Raw genomic sequence first — 19,606 nt, 5'->3', positions numbered from 1 at the left:
GAAGGTAGACACGTCGGGGGTTAGCTATGCTGCTTGGGTCAGTGTAGCTGATGTGAGTTCTTCGAAGTCATCGGGGGCTAGAAGGTTGCACCAGGAGTGTCGTCTGCGCGTGTTGTAGCGCATGCACCATCGGAAGACTTCTTGGCGGCAGATGATGGGATTGTCAAAGACTTTCCGATCACGCAGAACTTCACGCTTTAGGGTGGCGTTAAATGATTCTGCCAGGGCATTATCGGCACTCGTTCCCACTGCTCCCATGGATTGGCGAACACCAAGCTGGGTGCAGTGGTCCCTAAATGCTTGTGAGGTGTACACACTGCCATGATCAGAATGGAAAATTGCCCCTTTAAGGCTTCCACGGACTTTCCTTGCATGAGATAAAGCTTCGATAACCAGTGATACCCGCATGTGATCGGCGAGTGCATGTCCGACAAGTTTGCGCGAGTAGACGTCGACGACCGTGGCCAGGTACATGTTCTTGCCGCCCTTACACGGCAGGTAGGTGATATCGCCTACATAGACCTGGTTCGGCCTGTCAGCGGTGAATCTGCGGCCTACTAAATCTGGCATGACTCGACGGCCAGGCTTGCGCCTGGTGGTGATACATCGACGCCGTTTAGTAAAGCCTTTCAGCCCCATGGATTTCATGATGCGTGCGACCTTCTTGTGATTGATCGGAGGAAAGCCCGTATCGTCGTTGAGGCTTGCAGCAATGCGTTTAGCACCATAAAGCCCGTGCTCATTATCGAAGATGGTCTTGATTCTCGCACCAATAAGGGCATCAGAACACGTCTTTAACCTGCGTTCTTGGCGGGTGTTGACCCATTTGTAGAACGAGGAGCGATTGAGCTTTAGCACGTGGCACATCCGTGTGAGCCGAGTATTCGGTTCGGTGGTCATCGACAAACTGGAAGCGGATTACCAGCGTGTCTCTTCGGCAAAATATTTCGCGGCCTTGCGCAGGATGTCGCGTTCTTCGCGCAGCTTTGCGTTTTCTTTTTCTAGCTGGCGGATCCGTTCAGAATCAGTCGTCGCCTGAGCCTTGTCACGCATGGTCTTCGTGCGGGCACGTTTGCCGGTGCCGTACTGCTTAAGCCAGGAATAAAGTGAGGAGCGATTGACTCCAAGCTCTGCTGAAGCCGCGTGAAGTGAGAGGTCCTCATTGTTTTCGTAGAGGGCCACAGCATCACGTTTGAACTGTTCGGAGTACCTAGGCATGGTGGTAGATTACCTTTCTTCCCAACCCAACCGGGCTGGATATCAGGTGTCTACCAAACAGGGGTCAGGTCCGTAAGCACCACAGGACTCACCCACGCCGTCACCAGCATCGACCCCGAATTCGCCTACTCCGAAACCCAACTTCTTGATATCTGGCAACAACGGCAAACGCAAAACACTTAGCCGAGGTCTACAAATAGAGTTGGTTATCATCCTCCAACAGTTGCAACAACCCCCGCCGACTGGCTCACCGACCCCGCCGGCCGACGCACCAGCCACACCCTCAACATCCAAGGACTGAGGTGTCCCAGGTTTTGTTCCGTCCGAGTAGATAGGACAAAACCTGGGGCACTTTAACTCCAGAACCGAGAGCCGTTCAGCCTAAACGTGTCATTCACGGTAAATAATGGACGAAAACTCGCCGCCGCGGTTTTCACACGCTTTTTACTGTGAATGACATCAGGTTCTGGCGCTGGCTCACGTCAGGCTCAGGCGGCCTGAGCCTTTTCGTTGATGCGCGCTACACATTCAGCCGGGTTATCCAAGGACACGATGAGCCGATCGAAGTGCTCTTCCTTGAGCTCAATGACAACGGCATTCTCATAGCCGCTGACGTTCCAGAATTGTCGGCCACCATCCGCGTGGAAGGTGCCCGCTAGCTTCTGTCCACTGCGCAGCCCCGGCGCACGGAAACCTTTTGGTTCGTGCTTCATGCCGGGGTCATGAGTAGCGCCGCGCACATGCTCCCACGGAATCGTGATGCTGCCGGTCAGAGACCAAAGCTTGTCTAGCCCGAGAGGTTCGACGATGAGCTCAGCATCTGTCAGAGTGAGTTTGTTGTTCATGATGGTTCTCCTTAGTGTTCGGTTTCTTGTGCACGGGCCAGCACGTGCTTCCCTAGCGCTTCTGAACTGTCGAAGCACAGTTCACAAGCTCGCTGAATAAGCTCGCGTAAATCTTTACTGACTGGCGCCACCTCAACCAGTGCCACCACCACGAAGTCCTTTGCAGCATCCGATACTCGGCCGCCTTCAGCTTCAGCACACACGGTTTCTGCCGCAGCACGAAACAATCCATGCTTTGAGCCATAGAGGTTGTAGAAGCTGGACCGGTTAAGCCCCAGTTGATTGACCACCACGTCCACTGACACTGCATTGAATCCGCTCCTTCCAAACAACGTGATCGCGCCAGAGAGAACTTCTTTTTCATTGAATTTACGAGGCCGTCCCATGAGTTTCATACTACTCATTCCAGAATAGTTTGTCCATAACTGGATTAGCTTCGACTACACTGCGAAGCCGATTCACTCAAGCCACATTTCTAACAACTAGCCATATTTCTAACAATCAGGGGCCGAAATCGGGTCGTGCCGAGCAGCAAAAATCCCCCGTCTCAGTGCGAAGCGGGGGACGGAAGGTGTACGGGACTAGTTCAGGCCCGGAATCTTCGGCAGCTTCGGCTGCGGGATGTTGAGGCCGAAGAGTCGGTTGATGGTCGGGATAAGGGCGTAGGCGGCGCCGCCGACGGCTGCGATGACGGCGACGATGGGGAGGATAATCTTCGCGCCACGGCTGGAGCCAGCGAAGAAGGCCTGGCCAATATCGCTGGCGGAAGGCTCCTTCGTGTTGGTCGGCTTAGCGGGCGTGCTCGGCTCGGTAGTCGACTCAGACGGGGAGGTGGTCGCGGAAGAGGACGGCTCCTCATCCTTCACGGCAGGGCGGGCGGTGAGCCACTCGTCGGAGTCCAGAACACCCTGGGTCAAGCGGGTCTCACCAATCCAGCCGTACCACGGGTCCTGCGGCTTGCGGTTATCAAAACCAGCGCCCATGACCCACTGCAGGTCGCGCGGCAGGAGACCCTCAGCGCCCTTGGCGTTGCGCAGGATGGGAGCACCGTTGATGAACATCTCTACGGTGTCGGAATTCGACTTGTTCACCACGGCGATGTGCATCCACTCATCGGTGGGAACCTCGTGGGACCAAACGGTAGAGCCTTCGCCTTCCTTGGGCTCCGCCCACCAGCGCAGCTCACGCAGGTTGGAGATGCCGAACATGACGGTGGGGTCGGTGTCATCAGAGCCGTCGACAAGCTCAGCGATGCTGGAGTCACGGGAAAGCGCACTCCCCCAGCCGTGCTCAGAGCCGTTGAAATCCTTCGGAATCTTCACGAAGGACTCGAAGGTGTAGCCCGCGGAGGTATCGACCTTGTTGATCTCAGCGCCTTCCTTGGATCGGAACTCCGCCATCGCAGCCTTGCCGGCTGGGTCGGACCAGTAGAGGGAGCCGGAATCAGAGGACAGCGGGTGGTGATCCTTGGTGTAAGTGATGCGCTCCCCCAGGTTGGAAGGGCCACCTTCGCGAACGAGGTCACCGGCACCGTCGGAACCGAAGGCATCCGGAATGATGGCACCTTCGGTGGCCACGGCGCCGTCGCCAAGCTGCTTGCCGTCCTTGTTCTTGGTCTGGCCCGGGCGCCAGTGGAAGACGGTCTCATCAGCCTTCACAAAGTCATTCGGGCCCTCCGGAAGCTGGTCCTGCGGAATGGTGTACGGGGTGTAGCCTTCCTCAGCGATGTCGCGGGCCTTCTGCCCCAAGTCTGGGTCATTCTCATCACCGATGGTCCACTCCGGAGCAAAGCCAGCGAAGCGCTCCTTGAAGTTCAGCGGCACATGGTAGCTATCGCCCGTGCCGTCGAGGATGAGCTTGTCGAACTGCGTGAGCTCCTCCGCCGGCTTCTGCGCCACCCACGGAGACAGGGCGGTCATCTCCAGTTCGTTGCCGGAGAGGTCAAACTCCAGCACGCCGAGCAAGCCATTGCCGCCCTGATAGGCCATCTGATAATCCTGCAAGATGCCGATGACGTCGTGGCCCGCATCGTTCTTGTCCACGCGGTAGCCCGCGCCGTGGTGGTGGCCGCCCATGGTGAGGAAAATCTGGTCGTTCTTCTTAATGAACTTGTCCCACAGACCCTGGCCGTAGTCATCGGAGTAGAAGACCTCACCGGCGCCATCGATGTTGAGCACCTCGTGGCTGGTGAGGATGACCGGGAGGTCTGGGTGCGCATCGAGAACGCCCTGCGCCCACTCCAGCGCCGTATCGTCCGCGCGCCAGCCCAGCGCCAGAACCAGGTACTTCTGGCCCTCAGCTTCAAAAATGTGATACTCAGAATCGCTATTGACCGCAGTGTGGCGCTCCTGGAAGGTGTCCGGGTTGGCGGCCTTGGCGCGCTCGGCGCTGAAGTAGTCATTGAACGGGTGTGCTGAGCCGTCCTGGGCCATGTCGTGGTTGCCCGGCAGGATGGAGTAGTTGAGGTTGGAATCATCGAGGACCTTGATGGCCTCGTCGGCGACCTTCCACTCCCCTTCAACGTCCGCCTGGTCCACCACGTCACCAAGGTGCGTAGCGAAGTCCATGTTGAGCGCGTCCTGGTTCTTCACCAGCCACTCGGTCTGCACTTTGAAAGGCTCGCTGCCGTAGCGCGCCTGGGCCAGGTTGCCGGTCTCCGGGGTGGAATAACGGGAATAGAACTGAGTATCCGGCAGCACACCGATGCTGAAGCGCGAACCTAGGCCTTCCCCCGACTCATCGGCAGAAGCAGGGGCAACGAGGAACGTACCGGCCACCGAAGCGGTAACCAGGGTGCCGAGCAGGCGGCGAGAAGTCATAGATCTTCCAATCACAGTGAATAAAGCCAAAAGAGACATAAGAAAGTTATTCTCCACAGCTTGCGCTCACGTAACTACTGCGTGAACGCGCGTTTAAATGATTTCTCGCCGCTAGGATGAACGCTCATGAGCAACATCACGAAGAAGTATGACGTCGACGTCACTCGCGTAGATACCGGCCACTACCGAGCTACGAATGCTGCAGGAGCCAGCCTCGAGTTTGGCCAGGGCGAGGGACTGCTGAGCCCGGTTGAGTTACTCCTTGCCGCCGTGGCGGGCTGCTCGGCCGTGGACGTCGACGTGGTCACCTCCCGGCGTACGGAGCCGGAGCTTTTCGGCGTCCACGTGGAAGGCACCCGCGTCAACGAGGACGGCGCCTCCAGGCTTAGCGACGTCAACGTGGAATTCTCCCTCCGCTTCCCCGATACCGACGCCGGCCGCCAGGCCCAGTCCATGGTGGAACGCCTCGTGCGCATCTCCCATGAGAAGGACTGCACCGTGTCCCGCACGGTAGAAAACCCCACCAACGTCACGTTCCGCACGACTCAGCCCTAAGGCTGCACGCCTTAAACGCCTGGAGAGCCCTTTAAGCGAAAGGGTTGTCCTTGCGCGAGGGGTTCTCCTCCCACAATTCGGCGAAGGGGTTGCCCATGGCTTGCTGCATAGTGTCGGAGCCATCCCCGAAGGGATTGCGCCCAGCATCGCTGCGCCGGCGGCGGTAGCGCTCCAGATCCGCCTGCGCCATATACCCCAGCTCTTCGCCTTCCACCACGAGCCAAGAAAGCGGGTTCGGATCCACCATGCGGCGCGGCTGCCCCTGATGCGGCGAGGACAACATCGTGCGGATATCGGCCCGCGCCTGGTCCAGTTCCCCGAGGTCCTTTGGGCTCAATGCGGTTCTGACGGTCTGGTTGCCTCCGGCCCGAAGTACATCGACCTTGATCATGCTGAAACTAAAGACTCCAGAGGGAATCGAGGGATTGCGCATGTCCACCTTGTCGAAGGCAAGGACGTCTCCATCGTCAAAAACCAGAATGAGCCCTTGCGGGGTGATATACACCCAGGCCTCGTGCTGCATGTCGACGTCTACGCGGTAGAATCCAATGAGCGGCTCGTCCGGCTCCAGCAGACCATAGGCGTTGAGCTGAATCGTTCCCACCCCACCGCACTGTGCAAAGCCGTGGTCCCACAGGTATTTCACCTGCCCTTGCAGCAATAGTTCCCAGAGGCCACGAATGAAATCTGACAGGAGAGCGCCGTATTCATTTGCCAGCGGCTTGTGGACGCGCAGGTAACCAGAGCGGATCTCAAACACGATCGGGTACGCCAGGGGCAGCGACTCGACGAACGCCTCATCGATATGCAAGCGGTCATTATTCGCCTCGATGAACTCTTCCACGGGGAAAAGATGCTCCACCACGAGGGTGTTTCCTTCTTCTCGGGTATCGAGGATCCACTGAGAGTTCCGCCGACAGTTCTCGATGTAGCCGCGAAGCACCGCCTGCACCTCAGCATCGCTGAACTGCTGGTGGTTCAGCCGGAAAACGCTGTCTCCCTGAATGAAACGCATTCTCAGCTCTTCAGCCATACTTATCCCTCCGTCGCTTTGGGGCTCCGTGGTGAAATTTTAGACCATAGTGACTAAAGTTATCCCAGATACTTTCTTTACCCTCGCCTGCATCGTTGCATTCAGCCCTTTAGGAGAACTCCATTATGTCCCTGTCCCGCCGCTCGCTCATCAAGGCCGGCGCCCTCGCGCTGACCGCCGGTGCTATCGGCAGCCACGCACCCGCTGCGCTCGCCGTGGGCCCGGCCTTAGGCACCATCATTGACTTCTCCGCGGGAGTCCCTTCTGCGCGCGCAATCAAGGCCGCAGGCCACCTCGGCGCCATCCGCTATGTTTCCCAGCGCCGCCCGGGCGCTGACTGGATGAAGGGCAAGCCCGTCACGTTGGCGGAGACGAAGGCCAACGCCGCAGTCGGTCTGAAGACCGCCTCCATTTACCAGTTTGGCCGCGCCGACACCGCCGACTGGCTCAACGGTGCGGCAGGTGCCGCCGTCCACGCCCCGCAGGCCATCGCTATTCACAAGGCTGCGGGCGGGCCGACGGGCCGCCCGATCTACATCGCGATCGATGACAACCCCACCCGCGCCCAGTATGAGAACCAAATCCGCCCTTACCTCAAGGCCTTCTCGACGGCGCTGAGCGCTGCCGGCTACCAGACCGGCGTGTACGGCAATTACAACGTCATCGACTGGTGCGTCAACGACCGCATTGGCCAGTTCTACTGGATGCACGATTGGGGCTCGGGCGGCAAGATTCACCCGCGCACCACCATCCACCAAAAAGCCAAGAACCAAGCCACCATCGACGGCGTGACCTGCGATATCAACACCGTCTACGCAAACGACTGGGGCCAGTGGACCCCGGGCCAAGGCGCGGTGACGTCGCCCAAGGTCAAGGACATCCCGACCGTGCCTGACAACATCCCGCTGCCCAACATCACCCTGCCGGATCCCACTGGTCGCGGCTCCAGCGTGAGCAGTGATGGCATCACCATTGCTGGTTCTTCCATTAGCAATGACCAGGTGCACGGTGCGGTGGATATCCTCAACACCGTGCGCAAGTCCATGGGCTAATAGCCGTCCCGGGGCGCGATCTTCTAGCGCGCCCCGGGGGTCTTCGAGGCCGACGTTCTCGGCGTTGTCTGAGAGGACGGCGCAGAGGAAGACGGCTCCGAAGAAGTCGCGGCAGCCGACGTCGCCGTCGTGGAGGTCGCAGTGGGCGCAGCGCTGGACGTCGTCAAGCGCGTGGCAACAGCACCGGGATTAGCCAGCGCCTCCTTGTTCAGGTTGTTGCCCTTCACCAGGTTCTTACCGGTGATTTCCTTGCGCACATAGGACGTGAGCTCCTGAGCGCTGCCTTCGATGGACGCAGCTACAACGAAGTTCTCCCCAAAAGATACCGAGGAATGGCGGTCCTTACTGTCCGACCATCCCCACTTGGAGCCCACGACGTCACTCAGCTTCGCGGTGCCATAATTCTGTTCATATCCGTCGGCCGATACGGCATCGGCATGGGACATCGCCACCAACACGGGGTGCGTCGGATCATCCTCCATGAGCTGAACAATGAACCGCACCACGTCATAGGTCGAGGTCATGGAATGTCCCCAGTCCTCCCCTGCAGACGTGGACTCCAAGCCATATTCCTTAGCGATGACATCGATGGATCGCGGGTACTTCTCAAAGAGTTTTGCAGCACTCTCGTCGGAAGAATCAGCAATCATATCCAGCGCTACGTACTTGTCCTCAAAGGACCCGCGTTCCAGCACGTAGGTTGCTATGTAGAGCTTGATCAGGCTCAACGCATAGCGCGGCTGGTGTTCAGTGGCCGAGCCCATGTGCATGCCCGTCTCAATGCGGTAATACGTGATGGCCTTGGACTCATCGCCCTTGAGGAACTGACCTACTGAGTCCGGGACAGCGGCCAGCTGCAGCTGCCCCTTCCTATGCGTGATGGGACCGGGTTTGCGCGCGCTGGTCTGCGCTGAACCGCCAGCCGTGGAGTCTTCTTCGTGCGCTGGCGAGCACGCAACTAGTGAGGCTGCACCGAGTACGCACGCCAGAAGGGCGGCGCCAGCTCGCGCTGACGCCGCCCTGTGAGAAGGCTGAGAGTAAAACACGATGTTTGATTCTACCCTCTACCGCCTGAAACGGTGTGATTGAGGCGTTTTAGTGATCCACTGGAGCCTCAACACCCACGCCGGTCAGGGAGCGAACCTCCATCTCGGCGGACAGCTCTTCCAGGTTGTCCGGCGGGGTCATGATGGAGACGATCCAGCCAGCGAAGAAGGCCAGCGGGATGGTGACCAGACCCGGGGAGGACAGCGGGAAGATGGACCAGTCAGCGTTCGGGAACATCGAGGTCGGGGTACCGGAGACTGCCGGGGACAGGAAGATGAGCACCAAGCAGGAGATAACACCGGTGTACATCGACGCCACAGCACCCGCGGTGTTGAATCGACGCCAGTAGAGGGAGTACAGGATGGTCGGCAGGTTGGCGGAGGCAGCCACGGCAAAGGCCAGTGAGACCAGGAAGGCCACGTTCTGGGTCATGGCCAGAATGCCCAGGATGATGGAGACAATGCCCAGGACGACCACGGTGATCTGGGAAACGCGAACCTGCTCAGCCTCGGTGGACTCACCGTTGCGGATGACGGAGTGGTAAATGTCGTGCGCGATGGACGCCGAGGCGGTGATGGCGAGGCCGGCGACAACAGCCAGAACGGTAGCGAAGGCCACTGCGGAAATAACCGCCATAAAGATGGAACCACCGATTTCCAGCGCCAGGAGCGGTGCTGCGGAATTAGCACCACCCGGTGCGGCAAGGATGCGGTCCGGGCCAACCAGGGCGGCAGCGCCGTAGCCCAGAACCAGAGTCATGAGATAGAAGGCACCGATGATGACAATCGCCCAGGTAACGGAGCGGCGAGCTTCGGTAGCGGTCGGCACCGTGTAGAAGCGCATGAGAACGTGCGGCAGGCCACCAACACCGAGCACAAGGGCAATACCCAGCGAGATGAAGTCCAGCTTGGTGGTGAGGTTCTTGCCATACTTCAGACCCGGCTCCATAATCTGGGAGGCCTCATAGCCACCCTCCTTGATAGCCGCGGAGTTGGCATGCATATCAATGGCCTGAGTAAAGAGCGAGCTGAAGCCGCCCTTCAGCATGACGAAGGTCAGGATGCACATGATGACCACACCGGTAACCAGAAGCACGGCCTTAATCATCTGCACGTAGGTCGTACCCTTCATGCCGCCGACAAGGACGTAGACGATCATGAGGATGCCCACGATGCCGACGACAACGGCCTGCCACTTGAACTCGTGAATATCCAGCAGCACGGCAACCAGGGAGCCGGCGCCGGCCATCTGCGCGATGAGGTAGAACAGCGAGACGAACAGGGTCGAGATCGCGGCCGCCACGCGCACCGGGCGCTGCTTGAGACGGAAGGACAGCACGTCCGCCATGGTGAAACGGCCGACGTTACGCATCGGCTCGGCGACGAGCATCAGCGCAACGAGCCAGGCGACGAAGAAGCCCACCGAGTAAAGGAAGCCATCGTAGCCATTGAGTGCGACGGCACCCACGATGCCCAGGAAGGATGCGGCGGACAGGTAGTCACCGGAGATAGCCAGGCCGTTCTGGCGGCCGGAGAAGCTACCGCCACCGGTGTAGAAATCAGAAGCTTCCTTGGTGGACTTACCGGCGCGAAGCACCACGTACATCGTGACGATAAGGAAGGCGGCGAAGACCGCAATATTCAGAATCGGGTTGCCGGCGGAGGATTCCGCTGCGGCCAAGGTAATGTTCTGCATGGTTTAGCCCTCCAGTTCCTGCCGAATGGCCGCTGCCTGCGGCTCGATGTTCTTATTGGCGTAATTGACGTAGATATACGTGATGATGAAGGTGGTCAGGAACTGGGCCAGGCCGAAGATGAGGCCGACGTTCCAGCCTCCCCCAAATTCAATAGCCATGAAGTCTGGCGCAAAAACGGCGGCCAGCACGTAGAGGACGTACCACACAAAGAACGCCACAGTCATGGGGAAGGTGAACTTGCGGTATGTGCCGCGCAGCTTAGAAAACTGCGAGCTATCACGCATCTCGACGAACTCTTGCGGCGATGGTTCGCGGCGCGAGTTAATCGAAGCAGGTGCGTCAGTCATGTCGCTCTCCTTACAAAGGGTCTTTTCTCCACAAACCGCGGTGAGAGACAAAAGGTAGTGTCTTCAATCACGTTTTGCCTTGCACAGTAAGTTACCTAACCACTCTTGCAAGGTTGTAAATCCTGCCAAGAAAAGTTAATAACACACACTTTTACTACCCCCTCCCCCTGCATCTACAAGGCATTTTCAGCTCGCCGCTAACACCCCCACAGGAGAATTCAAAGTGAGAATCTAATTTAGCAAACCGAAACTTCGCAGAGTTTTTAACAGATCTTCACTGCCCTCCCCTGGCGTTTCCCACCTCCCCAGGAACACAACAAAGCCCGCCTTCAGCACCCCACCCTTCTCCCCAAACGTTGCAGGAAGAAAGAGCACGGTGTGGAAGACGGGCTCCATCGCTCACGGGCACTTCACGCGCCCCCTAAGTGTTCAAGCTTTAGTCGCCAGGGAATTCACGCGGGTCCTTGAACATGCGGCCAAACCCTTCCTTGCCATCAAGCGCGTCGAGAGCCGCAAAATCCTCTGCAGTGAGCTCAACCTCCGCAGCAGCGAAGTTCTCTTCCAAGCGCTCGCGGCGGCTGGACTTCGGGATGACCGAAATCCCCTTGCTCAACAGGTATGCCAGAACAGCTTGGCCAGCAGTAATATCGTGCTTCTCGGCCACGGCCATTACCTCTGGGTTGTTGAGGATAATGCCGCGGGCCAACGGCGACCACGCCTCCGTCACGATGCCATGGCTATCGTGGAACTGACGCAGCTCCGGCTGTGTAAAGCCCGGATGCAGCTCAACCTGATTGAGGACCGGAACAATACCAGTCTCATCGATCAGGGTTTGCAGAGTTTCCTCATAAAAGTTGGCCACGCCAATCGATGCAATCTGTCCCATGCCCTGCATGCGAGCAATCTCCTCGAAGGTTTCCACGTACAGCCTGCCTTGCGGCCAGGGCCAGTGAATCAGGTAGAGGTCGAGGTAATCCAGCTGCAGCTTGTCCAGGGACTCACGGAAGGCTTGGCCCACTTTGTCCTTGCCGTGGTGGTCGTGCCAGACCTTGCTGGTAATAAAGAGCTCATCACGGGTCACGTCGCCAGCCTTCATAGCGGCGTTGAGCGCTTGGCCTAGCTCTTCTTCATTCTCGTAGAGGGTGGCAGTATCGAAGTGGCGGTAGCCCAGGTCGATGGCTTCACGCACGGAGCGGACAAGCTCCTCCCCGTGCATCTTGTAGGTGCCGAGACCCAGCAGCGGCATCTCGCGGTCATCATTGAACGTAGTTTGTGGGACACTCATGTCCTCCATTGTGCCGCACTCCCGCGCCCTGCGTGGTGGAAAAGGGCAGCACGAATCCTTCAGCCCAGACAAAACGCGCGAAACGCCCTCACCAATGTGTACCGTGCTCTAGTGCACGGCCGGTCAGGGCGTCGTTCAAGGAGATAAAAAGGGGTGCTTAGCCCTTCTCGCCTAGGCGCGGATGAGATCGATAACGAAGGTCAGCGTGCGACCAGACAGCGGGTGCGCACCACCAGCCGGGCCATAAGCCTTCTCCGGCGGGATGACCAGCTTGCGGCGACCGCCCACCTTCATACCCGGGATTCCTTCCTGCCAGCCGGCGATGAGACCAGTCAGCGGGAACTCGATGGACTGGCCACGACCCCACGAAGAGTCGAATTCCTGGTTCGTCTCATAGTCAACACCAACGTAGTGGACCTCAACGAAGCCGCCCGGCTGGGCTTCGGCGCCGTCACCCACCACAATGTCTTCGATGACAAGGTCCTGGGGAGCAGGCTCCGTTGCCGGCTCAATTACGGGCTTTTCCATTGGGGATTATCCTCCTTGGATTACTTTCTTCTTTGCTGGCCGCATACACGTAGGCCGAGCCACAACGCCCTCCAGTATAAGCGGAGATGTGGGGCTCGGCCCTAGAAATGCAGCGTATGGGCTATACGCTAAGCCACGGCAGCCTGTGGAAGACCGCCGCTGAGGTTACTGTTTAGCGCTCGCTACGCGGGGTGACCTTACGCAGGGTCTCGCCGGTGTAAATCTGGCGCGGACGGTTGATCTTGGTGTTGAGCTCAAGCTGCTCGCGGTACTGAGCAATCCAGCCCGGCAGGCGGCCGATGGCGAAGAGGACGGTGAAGAAGTCCGTCGGGAAGCCCATGGCGCGGTAGATCAAGCCGGTGTAGAAGTCGACGTTCGGATAGAGCTTGCGGGAGACGAAGTAGTCGTCGTTCAGCGCAATCTCCTCGAGCTTCATGGCCAGATCCAGCATCGGGTCGCCGCCCAGGTGATCGATGATCTCGTGAGCAGTGTCCTTGACGATGGCCGCGCGCGGGTCGTAGTTCTTGTACACGCGGTGGCCGAAGCCCATGAGGCGAACGCCCTTTTCCTTGTTCTTCACGCGGTTCATGAAGTCGGTAGCGTCACCACCGTGGTTGTTCTGGATATCCTCAAGCATCTCCAGAACGGCCTGGTTAGCGCCACCGTGCAGCGGGCCAGACAGTGCGTTGATGCCACCGGCGATGGCAACGAACAGGTTGGCCTGCGCAGAGCCGATCATGCGGACGGTGGAGGTGGAGCAGTTCTGCTCGTGGTCAGCGTGGAGGATGAGGAGCTTGTCCAGAGCCTTGGCCACAACAGGGTCAACCTCGTACTCCTCAGTCGGGTAACCAAACATCATGCGCAGGAAGTTCTCGCGCGCGTTGAGCTTGTTATCCGGGTACATATAAGGCTTGCCCTGCGACGCACGGTAGGCATAAGCGGCCAGCATCGGGACCTTAGCCAGCAGGCGGACAGTAGCCTTGTCCAGCTGCTCCTCATCCAGTGGGTTGAGCTGATCCTGGTAGTAAGCGGAGAGAATGTTAAGGGAGGAGGCCAGCACGGCCATCGGGTGCGCATCGCGCGGGAAGATGTTGAAGGCGGCCTTAAAGTCCTCATCCAAGAGAGTGTGGTGGCGAATCTCAGTGTTGAACTTCGACAGCTCGTCCTCAGTCGGCAGGTGGCCCTTAATCAGCAGGTAGGACACCTCGTTAAAGGTGGCGTTCTCAGCCAAATCCGCGATGTCATAACCACGGTGGCGGAGAATGCCTTCCTCACCATTAATAAAGGTGATCTTGGACTCGGTGGAACCGGTCGCTGCATAACCCGGGTCGAAGGTCACCAAGCCAGTCTCGTTACGGAGCTTGCCAATATCGAAGCCGGAGTCACCCTCCGTGGACTGCTTAATGTCCATCTCGTACTCGCCGCCGGGGTACTGCAGTACAACCTTGTTCTTTTCAGAAGCCACGTGTTTTCCTTTCCTCAATGTTCAACGCCGACCAAAGCCGGCGCGACAGATCTAAACCTCTTCACACTGTAGCAAAACTTGTGACTCTGCCAACATTGGCAATCCTGGCAAAGTATCTAGTGCGCGAACGAAATTAGGCTACACTGCCCACATGAGCAACTCAGAACTCGTCCTGCCAGCAGATATCCTCCCTTCCGACGGCCGTTTTGGCTGCGGCCCCTCCAAGGTCCGCCCCGCCCAAATTGAGGCAATCACCGCCGGTGCCGACACCATCATTGGCACCTCGCACCGCAAGCCCGCCGTCAAGAACCTCGTCGGCTCCATTCGCGAGGGGCTTTCTGAGCTATTTTCCCTGCCAGAGGGCTATGAAATCGTTCTCTCCCTCGGCGGCGCTACCGCTTTCTGGGACGCAGCAACCTTCGGCCTGATCGAGAAAAAATCCGCCCACCTGAGCTTCGGCGAATTCTCCTCTAAATTTGCTAAATCCGCTGCCGCCGCCCCGTGGCTCGACGCCCCGCTCGTCACCGAAGCAGAGGTCGGCACCGCCCCAGACCCGAAGGCCGCCGACGCCGAAGGCGCCGACATCATCGCTTGGGCCCACAATGAAACCTCCACCGGCGCTATGGTTCCGGTAACCCGCCCTCATCCGGATAACGCAGAGCAGCTCGTCGTCATCGACGCCACCTCGGGTGCCGGCGGCCTGCCGGTAGATATGCCCGATGCTGACGTCTACTACTTCTCCCCACAGAAGTGCTTCGCTTCCGACGGCGGCCTGTGGCTGGCAGCAATGTCCCCGGCAGCCCTGGAGCGCATCGAGAAGATCAACTCCTCCGATCGTTTCATCCCGGCCTTCCTCAACCTGCAGACTGCAGTGGACAACTCCCGCAAGAACCAGACCTATAACACCCCGGCTGTAGCCACGCTGCTCATGCTGGAGAACCAGGTCCAGTGGATGAACGCCAACGGCGGCCTCGACGGGATGGTCAAGCGCACGACAGAGAACTCTTCCATCCTCTACAACTGGGCCGAGGCCCGCCCGGAGGCCACCCCCTTTGTGGCCGAGCCTTCCGAGCGCTCCCTGGTGGTCGGCACCATTGACTTCGAGGACAGCGTCGATGCCGCTGCGGTCGCCGCAACGCTGCGCGCCAACGGCATTCTCGACGTCGAGCCCTACCGCAAGCTAGGCCGCAACCAGCTGCGTGTGGGCCTGTTCCCGGCAATTGATTCGGCGGACGTCACCAAGCTCATCAAGGCTATCGATTACGTCCTAGACAACCGCTAAGCTTCGCTCGAAGCTCCTTCAGCCGCACAACAACATTTGTTGCATTTATTTGTTGCCGCGTACAACATGCCCCGCGCTCTTGCCAGAGTTCGGGGAATGTTCTGGGTAAAGTGGACTTCATCACATGTCCGCTACCAGGCTAAGGAGCGCCATCATGCGCGAGATTTTCCTCGCACCCAGCGACTCAACTGACACCTCGCTCGTCCTCCGGGCTGAGGATGGTGAGGAGTTCTTCCTCGAAGTCACCGACGAGCTTCGCGAGCTTTTCGCTCCCGCCGACTCTGCCGAATCCGAGTCCGAAACCGCGGCGGAAGGCTCGGCCGCCCAGGAGGAGGACGACGCCACCACGGCAACCGAAGATTCCTCCACCGCGTCTGCACAGGCTGAGCGCTCCACCGGCTTGCACACCGTCATGCCTGCCTCTGGCGGCTCACCTTCCTCCCCGCAGAGCCAGCCCACACCGCAGGCACAAGAAATCCGCCTGCGCCCCAATGAGATTCAATCCCGCATCCGCGCCGGCGCAACCGCCGCGGAGATCGCTGAGGAACTCGACGTTCCGGAATCCCGCATCGAGCCTTTCGCGCACCCGGTGCTCTTGGAGAGGGCGCGAATCGCGGACGTCGCCAAGCAGGCGCACCCCATCCGCGAGGATGGCCCGGCCAAGCTCACCTTGTGGGAGATTCTGGCCACCGCCTTCGCCGCCCGCGGGCACTCGCTGTCGGAGGCCACGTGGGATGCCTACCGTCACCAGGGCGAGCCGTGGATCCTGCGCATCACGTGGAAGACCGGGCTGTCCGCCAACGAGGCCGAGTGGACCTTCAAACAGACCATGTCCTCGCCGGCCACGGTGGAAGCACGCAATTCCGTCGCCGCAGACCTCACCGACCCGGACTTCGTACAGCCAGTGCGTTCGCTGACCTCCGTAGGCCGCGGAGAGCGCTACGACGAAGCCATCGATGGCCGTGACTACGCCGAGGACCTAGAGGTCAACGAGGACGCGCGCGCTGGTGCCCCCGGTGTGACGGAGCTGTCCTCCTACGCCGGCGTAGGAGAAGATACCGACGGTTATGCCGAACCTTCCGTGCTTCCCTCCCCGCACGGCGGAGAGCACCCGGCCGACACTGCAAATGCTGAGGAGGCGTCCGCCGCTACCGAAGAGTCCGCGCAGCAGTCGGAGGAGAAGGAAACGGGAGTGGACGAGGACTTCCTCCAGAACCCGGATCCGGAGCCCAAGCCCACCAAGCGTCGCCGTAAGGCCGTCACCCCGCACTGGGAGGATGTGTTGCTCGGCGTTCGCTCCTCTACCAAGCGCCCCCGCAATTAGCGAGTAACCTGCCGTGGATACCCAAAGCGCCGTTCTCACTCTCTGGTACGTCACCGCCGCCGATCCCGCCGAGGTTCTTCGCGGCGAGCCCAAGGCCGACCGCGGCTTCGGCCGCAAGTTCCTTGCTCAACTCAATCCCTCTCTACCCGTCACGCCCATCGGGCAATTCCCCCTCAACCGTTCCGCCGAGCCCGGCGCGAGCGAGTTCTATGTGGGTGGCTATCCCGGTGTGACCGTCGTGCAGACCATCATCCACGATGATCAGCTGATTCTCTCGCAGCTCTCCCGCACCCTGCGCGAGGCCGTGCCCGCCACGGAGATTTACGCGTTCGCTTCCGATCCGGAGACCGGCTACGCCGGGTTTGCGCACTGGACGGGCAGCCGCCTGCGACGCTCCCTGTGCGGAACGCGCTTTAACCTCTATGAGGATCATGGCTTGCCCGAAACCTTTGAGGCCCCTTTCTGGGCCGGAGAGATGGATGAGCCCGTGGGCGGTATCTCCCTGCCTTTCGAGCCACTCACCATCACCGAAGCCGCCCAGGAGTTCTGGCTGGGCATTGAGGTGGGTGAGGACGGCCCAGACGTGGACGTCGTAGGCTACGCCACCGACGGGCGCCCTGAGCCCAAGGTCGATACTCCCTCGCCCCGCCGAAGCGTGGGCGAGGTAGCCACCACCTCAGTGGCGAAGCTTGGCCTCAACGATTATGACGACTACGAGGAGCACGATCTCGAACCGGAATCCACCGGAGAAGAGATCCTCCGCACCGCCAAGCACCTAGGCGGGCTGGTACGCCGCTACGCGGTATCGACCTCGCGGAGCCTCTGGGAGCGCTGGCGCTCGTAGAAGGCAATGGCCGCCGACGTCGCTACGTTGAGGGAATCCGTGCCCTCTGCCATGGGAATGCGGGCGCGCACGTTGGTGGCACGCATGGCATGCTCGGTCAGTCCTGGCCCCTCCGCACCCACCAGCAGGGCCACCTTGTCTGCGCCTTCGAGGGCGTCGGCAATATGCACAGCATCCGGATGCGGGGTCAGCGACACCAGCCGGAAGCCCTTTTCACGCAGCTGCTCTAGACCCCGCTGCCACGTGGTGAAGCCGCCGTCGAAACGCGCCCAGGGCAGGCGCAAGACATGCCCCATAGAGACACGCACCGAGCGTCGGTAGAGCGGATCCGCCGCACCCGAGCCTAAGAGGATGCCGTCGACATCCATGCCCGCGGCGTTGCGGAAGAGCGAGCCGATGTTCTCATGATCACCCACACCTTCCATGATGGCCAGGGTGCGAGCGCCCTCAATGACTTCATCCACGGTCCAGGCCTCTGCGCGGTCGGCCGCGGCAACCAGCCCGCGGTGCATGTCGAAACCGGTGACCTCCCCCAACGTTGCTCGAGTGACCTGGTAAACGGGAATATCGCCAACATCGTGGTTCGCTAGGAAAGTGTCGAGCTTTCCTTCAAAGCCGATGATGCAGCGCACCGGGAATCGTGAGGCCAGCAGGCGCTCCACGCACAGTGGGCCCTCACCAAAGACGAAACCCTCGCCGGACTTGTCCGCGTGCTTGAGATCGCGGATATCGTCCAGGCGAGGGTCTGTGGGGTCATCGATGACAAAACGCATGGCCCCTAGTTTAGGCACAGGGCCACGTGTTCTCCCCAGGCGGGCTAAGCCAGCAGCGAGCTGATGGGCTCCATGGCGAAGTAGACCACGAAGAGGGCGGCCACGAGCCACATGACCCAGTGCACCTTCTTGGCCTTGCCGGCAAAGGTAGCCATCAGGGCATAAGCGATGAAGCCCACACCAATACCGTTAGCAATGGAGTAGGTAAAGGGCATGACCACGATGGTGAGGAAGGCCGGAATGGCCTCCTCCATGCGGTTCCACTCGATGTCCTTGAGCTGTGCCGCCATCATCACGCCCACGACGACGAGGACGGGGGCCGCTGCCTCAATGGGCACGATCTCGTAGAGCGGGGTGAGGAACATGGCCAGCAAGAAGATCACACCGGTCACCACGTTGGCCAGGCCGGTGCGGGCACCGTCACCAATGCCGGCCGCCGAATCCGCAAACACCGTGTTGGAGGAGACCGAACCGGCGCCACCGGCAACGGCGCCAAAGCCCTCAACCACCAGGGCGGTCTTCATGTTCGGAAGGTTGCCCTTCTCGTCCACGAGGTTTGCTTGCTTGCCCAAGCCGTTCATGGTGCCCATGGCATCGAAGAAGTTGGTGAGCAGCAGGGTGAAGATCAGCAAGACCGTGGAAACCACGCCGAGTTTGGTAAAGGCGCTAATCGGATCGACCTGGCCCACAATCGAGAGATCCGGCAGACCACCCAGTGAGCTGGGCACCTCCGGGGTGGCCATGCCCCAGTCCTCGGAATCGGTCAGTGCCTGAATGATCATGGCGATGATGGTGGTGATGACGATGCCGATGAACAGGCCGCCGCGTACTCGACGGATGACGAAGAAGGCGGAGAGAATCAGGCCCACGACGAAGACGAAGGCCGGCCACGTAGCGATCGAGCCGTTAACGCCCAGGCTCACCGGAACAGTGGTCATCGCAGCATCCGGCACGCGGGTAACAAAGTGACCATCCACGAAACCGATGAGCGCGATGAACATACCAATACCCACGCCCATCGCGGCCTTCATCGAGGCGGGGATAGCGTCAAAGACCGCCTGGCGGAAACCGGAGATGGCCAGCAGGACGATGATGAGGCCTTCAATGATGACGAGACCCATGGCCTCGCGCCATTCCAGGCCGTTGAGGGAAACCATGGTCACGGCCACGAAGGTGTTCATACCCAAGCCCGCAGCCATGGCGAACGGGTAGCGCGCAATCATGCCGAAGGCGATGGTCATGACACCAGCCACCAGGGCGGTGGCGGCAGCAACCTGCGGGATGCCCAGGGTGGTACCGGCGGAGTCGGCGGAGGTACCCAGGATGAGAGGGTTGAGGAGAATGATGTAGGCCATCGCGAAGAACGAGACCACGCCGGCGCGGACCTCGGTTCCTACGGTGGATCCGCGTTCGGAAATCTTGAAATAGCGATCGATAGCTGCGTTCATCGTGAGAGAGCGCCCCTTCTATCTAGAGAAATGAAGTTTTACCTG

Annotated in this window: 17 protein-coding genes and 1 pseudogene; 5 read left to right on the top strand and 13 right to left on the bottom strand. The window is 59.8% G+C overall.

Features of this window, described 5'->3' with window-relative positions; genetic code table 11:
* Positions 1-24 precede the first annotated feature (24 nt).
* The 4 genes and pseudogenes from CAURI_RS04130 to CAURI_RS04110 form a co-directional block, all read right to left on the bottom strand.
* Positions 25-1,218, bottom strand: a pseudogene (locus CAURI_RS04130) (IS3 family transposase).
* Positions 1,219-1,706: 488 nt separating this feature from the next.
* The gene (locus CAURI_RS04120; protein ID WP_010187715.1) at positions 1,707-2,063 is read right to left on the bottom strand and encodes a hypothetical protein; all 357 of its coding nucleotides are present in this window, start codon (positions 2,061-2,063) and stop codon (positions 1,707-1,709) included.
* 11 nt (positions 2,064-2,074) lie between these two features.
* Complete coding sequence (locus CAURI_RS04115; protein ID WP_157753239.1) at positions 2,075-2,458, bottom strand: TetR/AcrR family transcriptional regulator; 384 nt, start codon at positions 2,456-2,458, stop codon at positions 2,075-2,077.
* 186 nt (positions 2,459-2,644) lie between these two features.
* Complete coding sequence (locus tag CAURI_RS04110; RefSeq protein ID WP_010187719.1) at positions 2,645-4,882, bottom strand: LamG-like jellyroll fold domain-containing protein; 2,238 nt, start codon at positions 4,880-4,882, stop codon at positions 2,645-2,647.
* Between the two features lie 126 nt (positions 4,883-5,008).
* Between CAURI_RS04110 and CAURI_RS04105 the strand changes: the two genes are divergently transcribed.
* On the top strand, positions 5,009-5,437 hold the full coding sequence (locus tag CAURI_RS04105) for an OsmC family protein (RefSeq protein ID WP_010187720.1): 429 nt from the start codon (positions 5,009-5,011) through the stop codon (positions 5,435-5,437).
* 31 nt (positions 5,438-5,468) lie between these two features.
* Here the strand turns inward: CAURI_RS04105 and CAURI_RS04100 are convergent, their stop codons facing one another.
* The gene (locus CAURI_RS04100; protein ID WP_236660840.1) at positions 5,469-6,452 is read right to left on the bottom strand and encodes a hypothetical protein; all 984 of its coding nucleotides are present in this window, start codon (positions 6,450-6,452) and stop codon (positions 5,469-5,471) included.
* Between the two features lie 143 nt (positions 6,453-6,595).
* Here CAURI_RS04100 and CAURI_RS04095 point away from each other — a divergent pair, with 143 nt between their 5' ends.
* Complete coding sequence (locus tag CAURI_RS04095; protein ID WP_010187724.1) at positions 6,596-7,522, top strand: DUF1906 domain-containing protein; 927 nt, start codon at positions 6,596-6,598, stop codon at positions 7,520-7,522.
* Between the two features lie 23 nt (positions 7,523-7,545).
* Here the strand turns inward: CAURI_RS04095 and CAURI_RS04090 are convergent, their stop codons facing one another.
* From CAURI_RS04090 to CAURI_RS04065, 6 genes are all read right to left on the bottom strand, one after another.
* Positions 7,546-8,568 (bottom strand): hypothetical protein, encoded by a 1,023-nt coding sequence (locus tag CAURI_RS04090; RefSeq protein WP_010187726.1) that lies wholly within the window; start codon positions 8,566-8,568, stop codon positions 7,546-7,548.
* A gap of 49 nt (positions 8,569-8,617) precedes the next feature.
* Positions 8,618-10,264: a solute symporter family protein gene (locus CAURI_RS04085; protein WP_010187729.1), complete on the bottom strand. Its 1,647-nt coding sequence runs from the start codon at positions 10,262-10,264 to the stop codon at positions 8,618-8,620.
* A 3-nt stretch (positions 10,265-10,267) separates the two neighbouring features.
* Positions 10,268-10,612, bottom strand: a complete 345-nt coding sequence (locus CAURI_RS04080) for a DUF485 domain-containing protein (protein WP_010187733.1) — start codon at positions 10,610-10,612, stop codon at positions 10,268-10,270.
* Positions 10,613-11,048: 436 nt separating this feature from the next.
* The gene (locus CAURI_RS04075; RefSeq protein ID WP_012714923.1) at positions 11,049-11,906 is read right to left on the bottom strand and encodes an aldo/keto reductase; all 858 of its coding nucleotides are present in this window, start codon (positions 11,904-11,906) and stop codon (positions 11,049-11,051) included.
* Between the two features lie 162 nt (positions 11,907-12,068).
* Entirely contained in the window at positions 12,069-12,425 is a 357-nt protein-coding gene (locus tag CAURI_RS04070) for an FKBP-type peptidyl-prolyl cis-trans isomerase (protein WP_010187736.1), read from the bottom strand.
* A 172-nt stretch (positions 12,426-12,597) separates the two neighbouring features.
* Positions 12,598-13,890: a citrate synthase gene (locus CAURI_RS04065; RefSeq protein WP_010187737.1), complete on the bottom strand. Its 1,293-nt coding sequence runs from the start codon at positions 13,888-13,890 to the stop codon at positions 12,598-12,600.
* Positions 13,891-14,041: 151 nt separating this feature from the next.
* On the opposite strand from CAURI_RS04065, the gene serC reads away from it, so the two are divergent.
* The 3 genes from serC to CAURI_RS04050 all read left to right on the top strand — a co-directional run bounded on the left by serC (position 14,042) and on the right by CAURI_RS04050 (position 17,340).
* Positions 14,042-15,172, top strand: a complete 1,131-nt coding sequence (gene serC, locus CAURI_RS04060; RefSeq protein WP_010187738.1) for a phosphoserine transaminase — start codon at positions 14,042-14,044, stop codon at positions 15,170-15,172.
* Between the two features lie 154 nt (positions 15,173-15,326).
* Positions 15,327-16,496 (top strand): septation protein SepH, encoded by a 1,170-nt coding sequence (gene sepH / locus CAURI_RS04055; RefSeq protein ID WP_010187739.1) that lies wholly within the window; start codon positions 15,327-15,329, stop codon positions 16,494-16,496.
* Positions 16,497-16,509: 13 nt separating this feature from the next.
* Entirely contained in the window at positions 16,510-17,340 is an 831-nt protein-coding gene (locus CAURI_RS04050) for a DUF6928 family protein (protein ID WP_010187740.1), read from the top strand.
* Here CAURI_RS04050 and CAURI_RS04045 read toward each other — a convergent pair.
* Positions 17,292-18,113 carry a TrmH family RNA methyltransferase gene (locus tag CAURI_RS04045; protein WP_010187755.1) on the bottom strand — a complete coding sequence of 274 codons (822 nt, stop codon included), beginning with the start codon at positions 18,111-18,113 and terminating at the stop codon, positions 17,292-17,294. The genes CAURI_RS04050 and CAURI_RS04045 overlap by 49 nt on opposite strands.
* Positions 18,114-18,157: 44 nt before the next feature.
* Entirely contained in the window at positions 18,158-19,561 is a 1,404-nt protein-coding gene (locus CAURI_RS04040) for an NCS2 family permease (RefSeq protein ID WP_010187762.1), read from the bottom strand.
* Positions 19,562-19,606 lie beyond the last annotated feature (45 nt).

Origin of the sequence: Corynebacterium aurimucosum ATCC 700975 (genome assembly GCF_000022905.1) — a bacterium.
Lineage (GTDB): Bacteria > Actinomycetota > Actinomycetes > Mycobacteriales > Mycobacteriaceae > Corynebacterium > Corynebacterium aurimucosum_F.
This window is presented reverse-complemented; position numbering and strand designations above follow the sequence as displayed.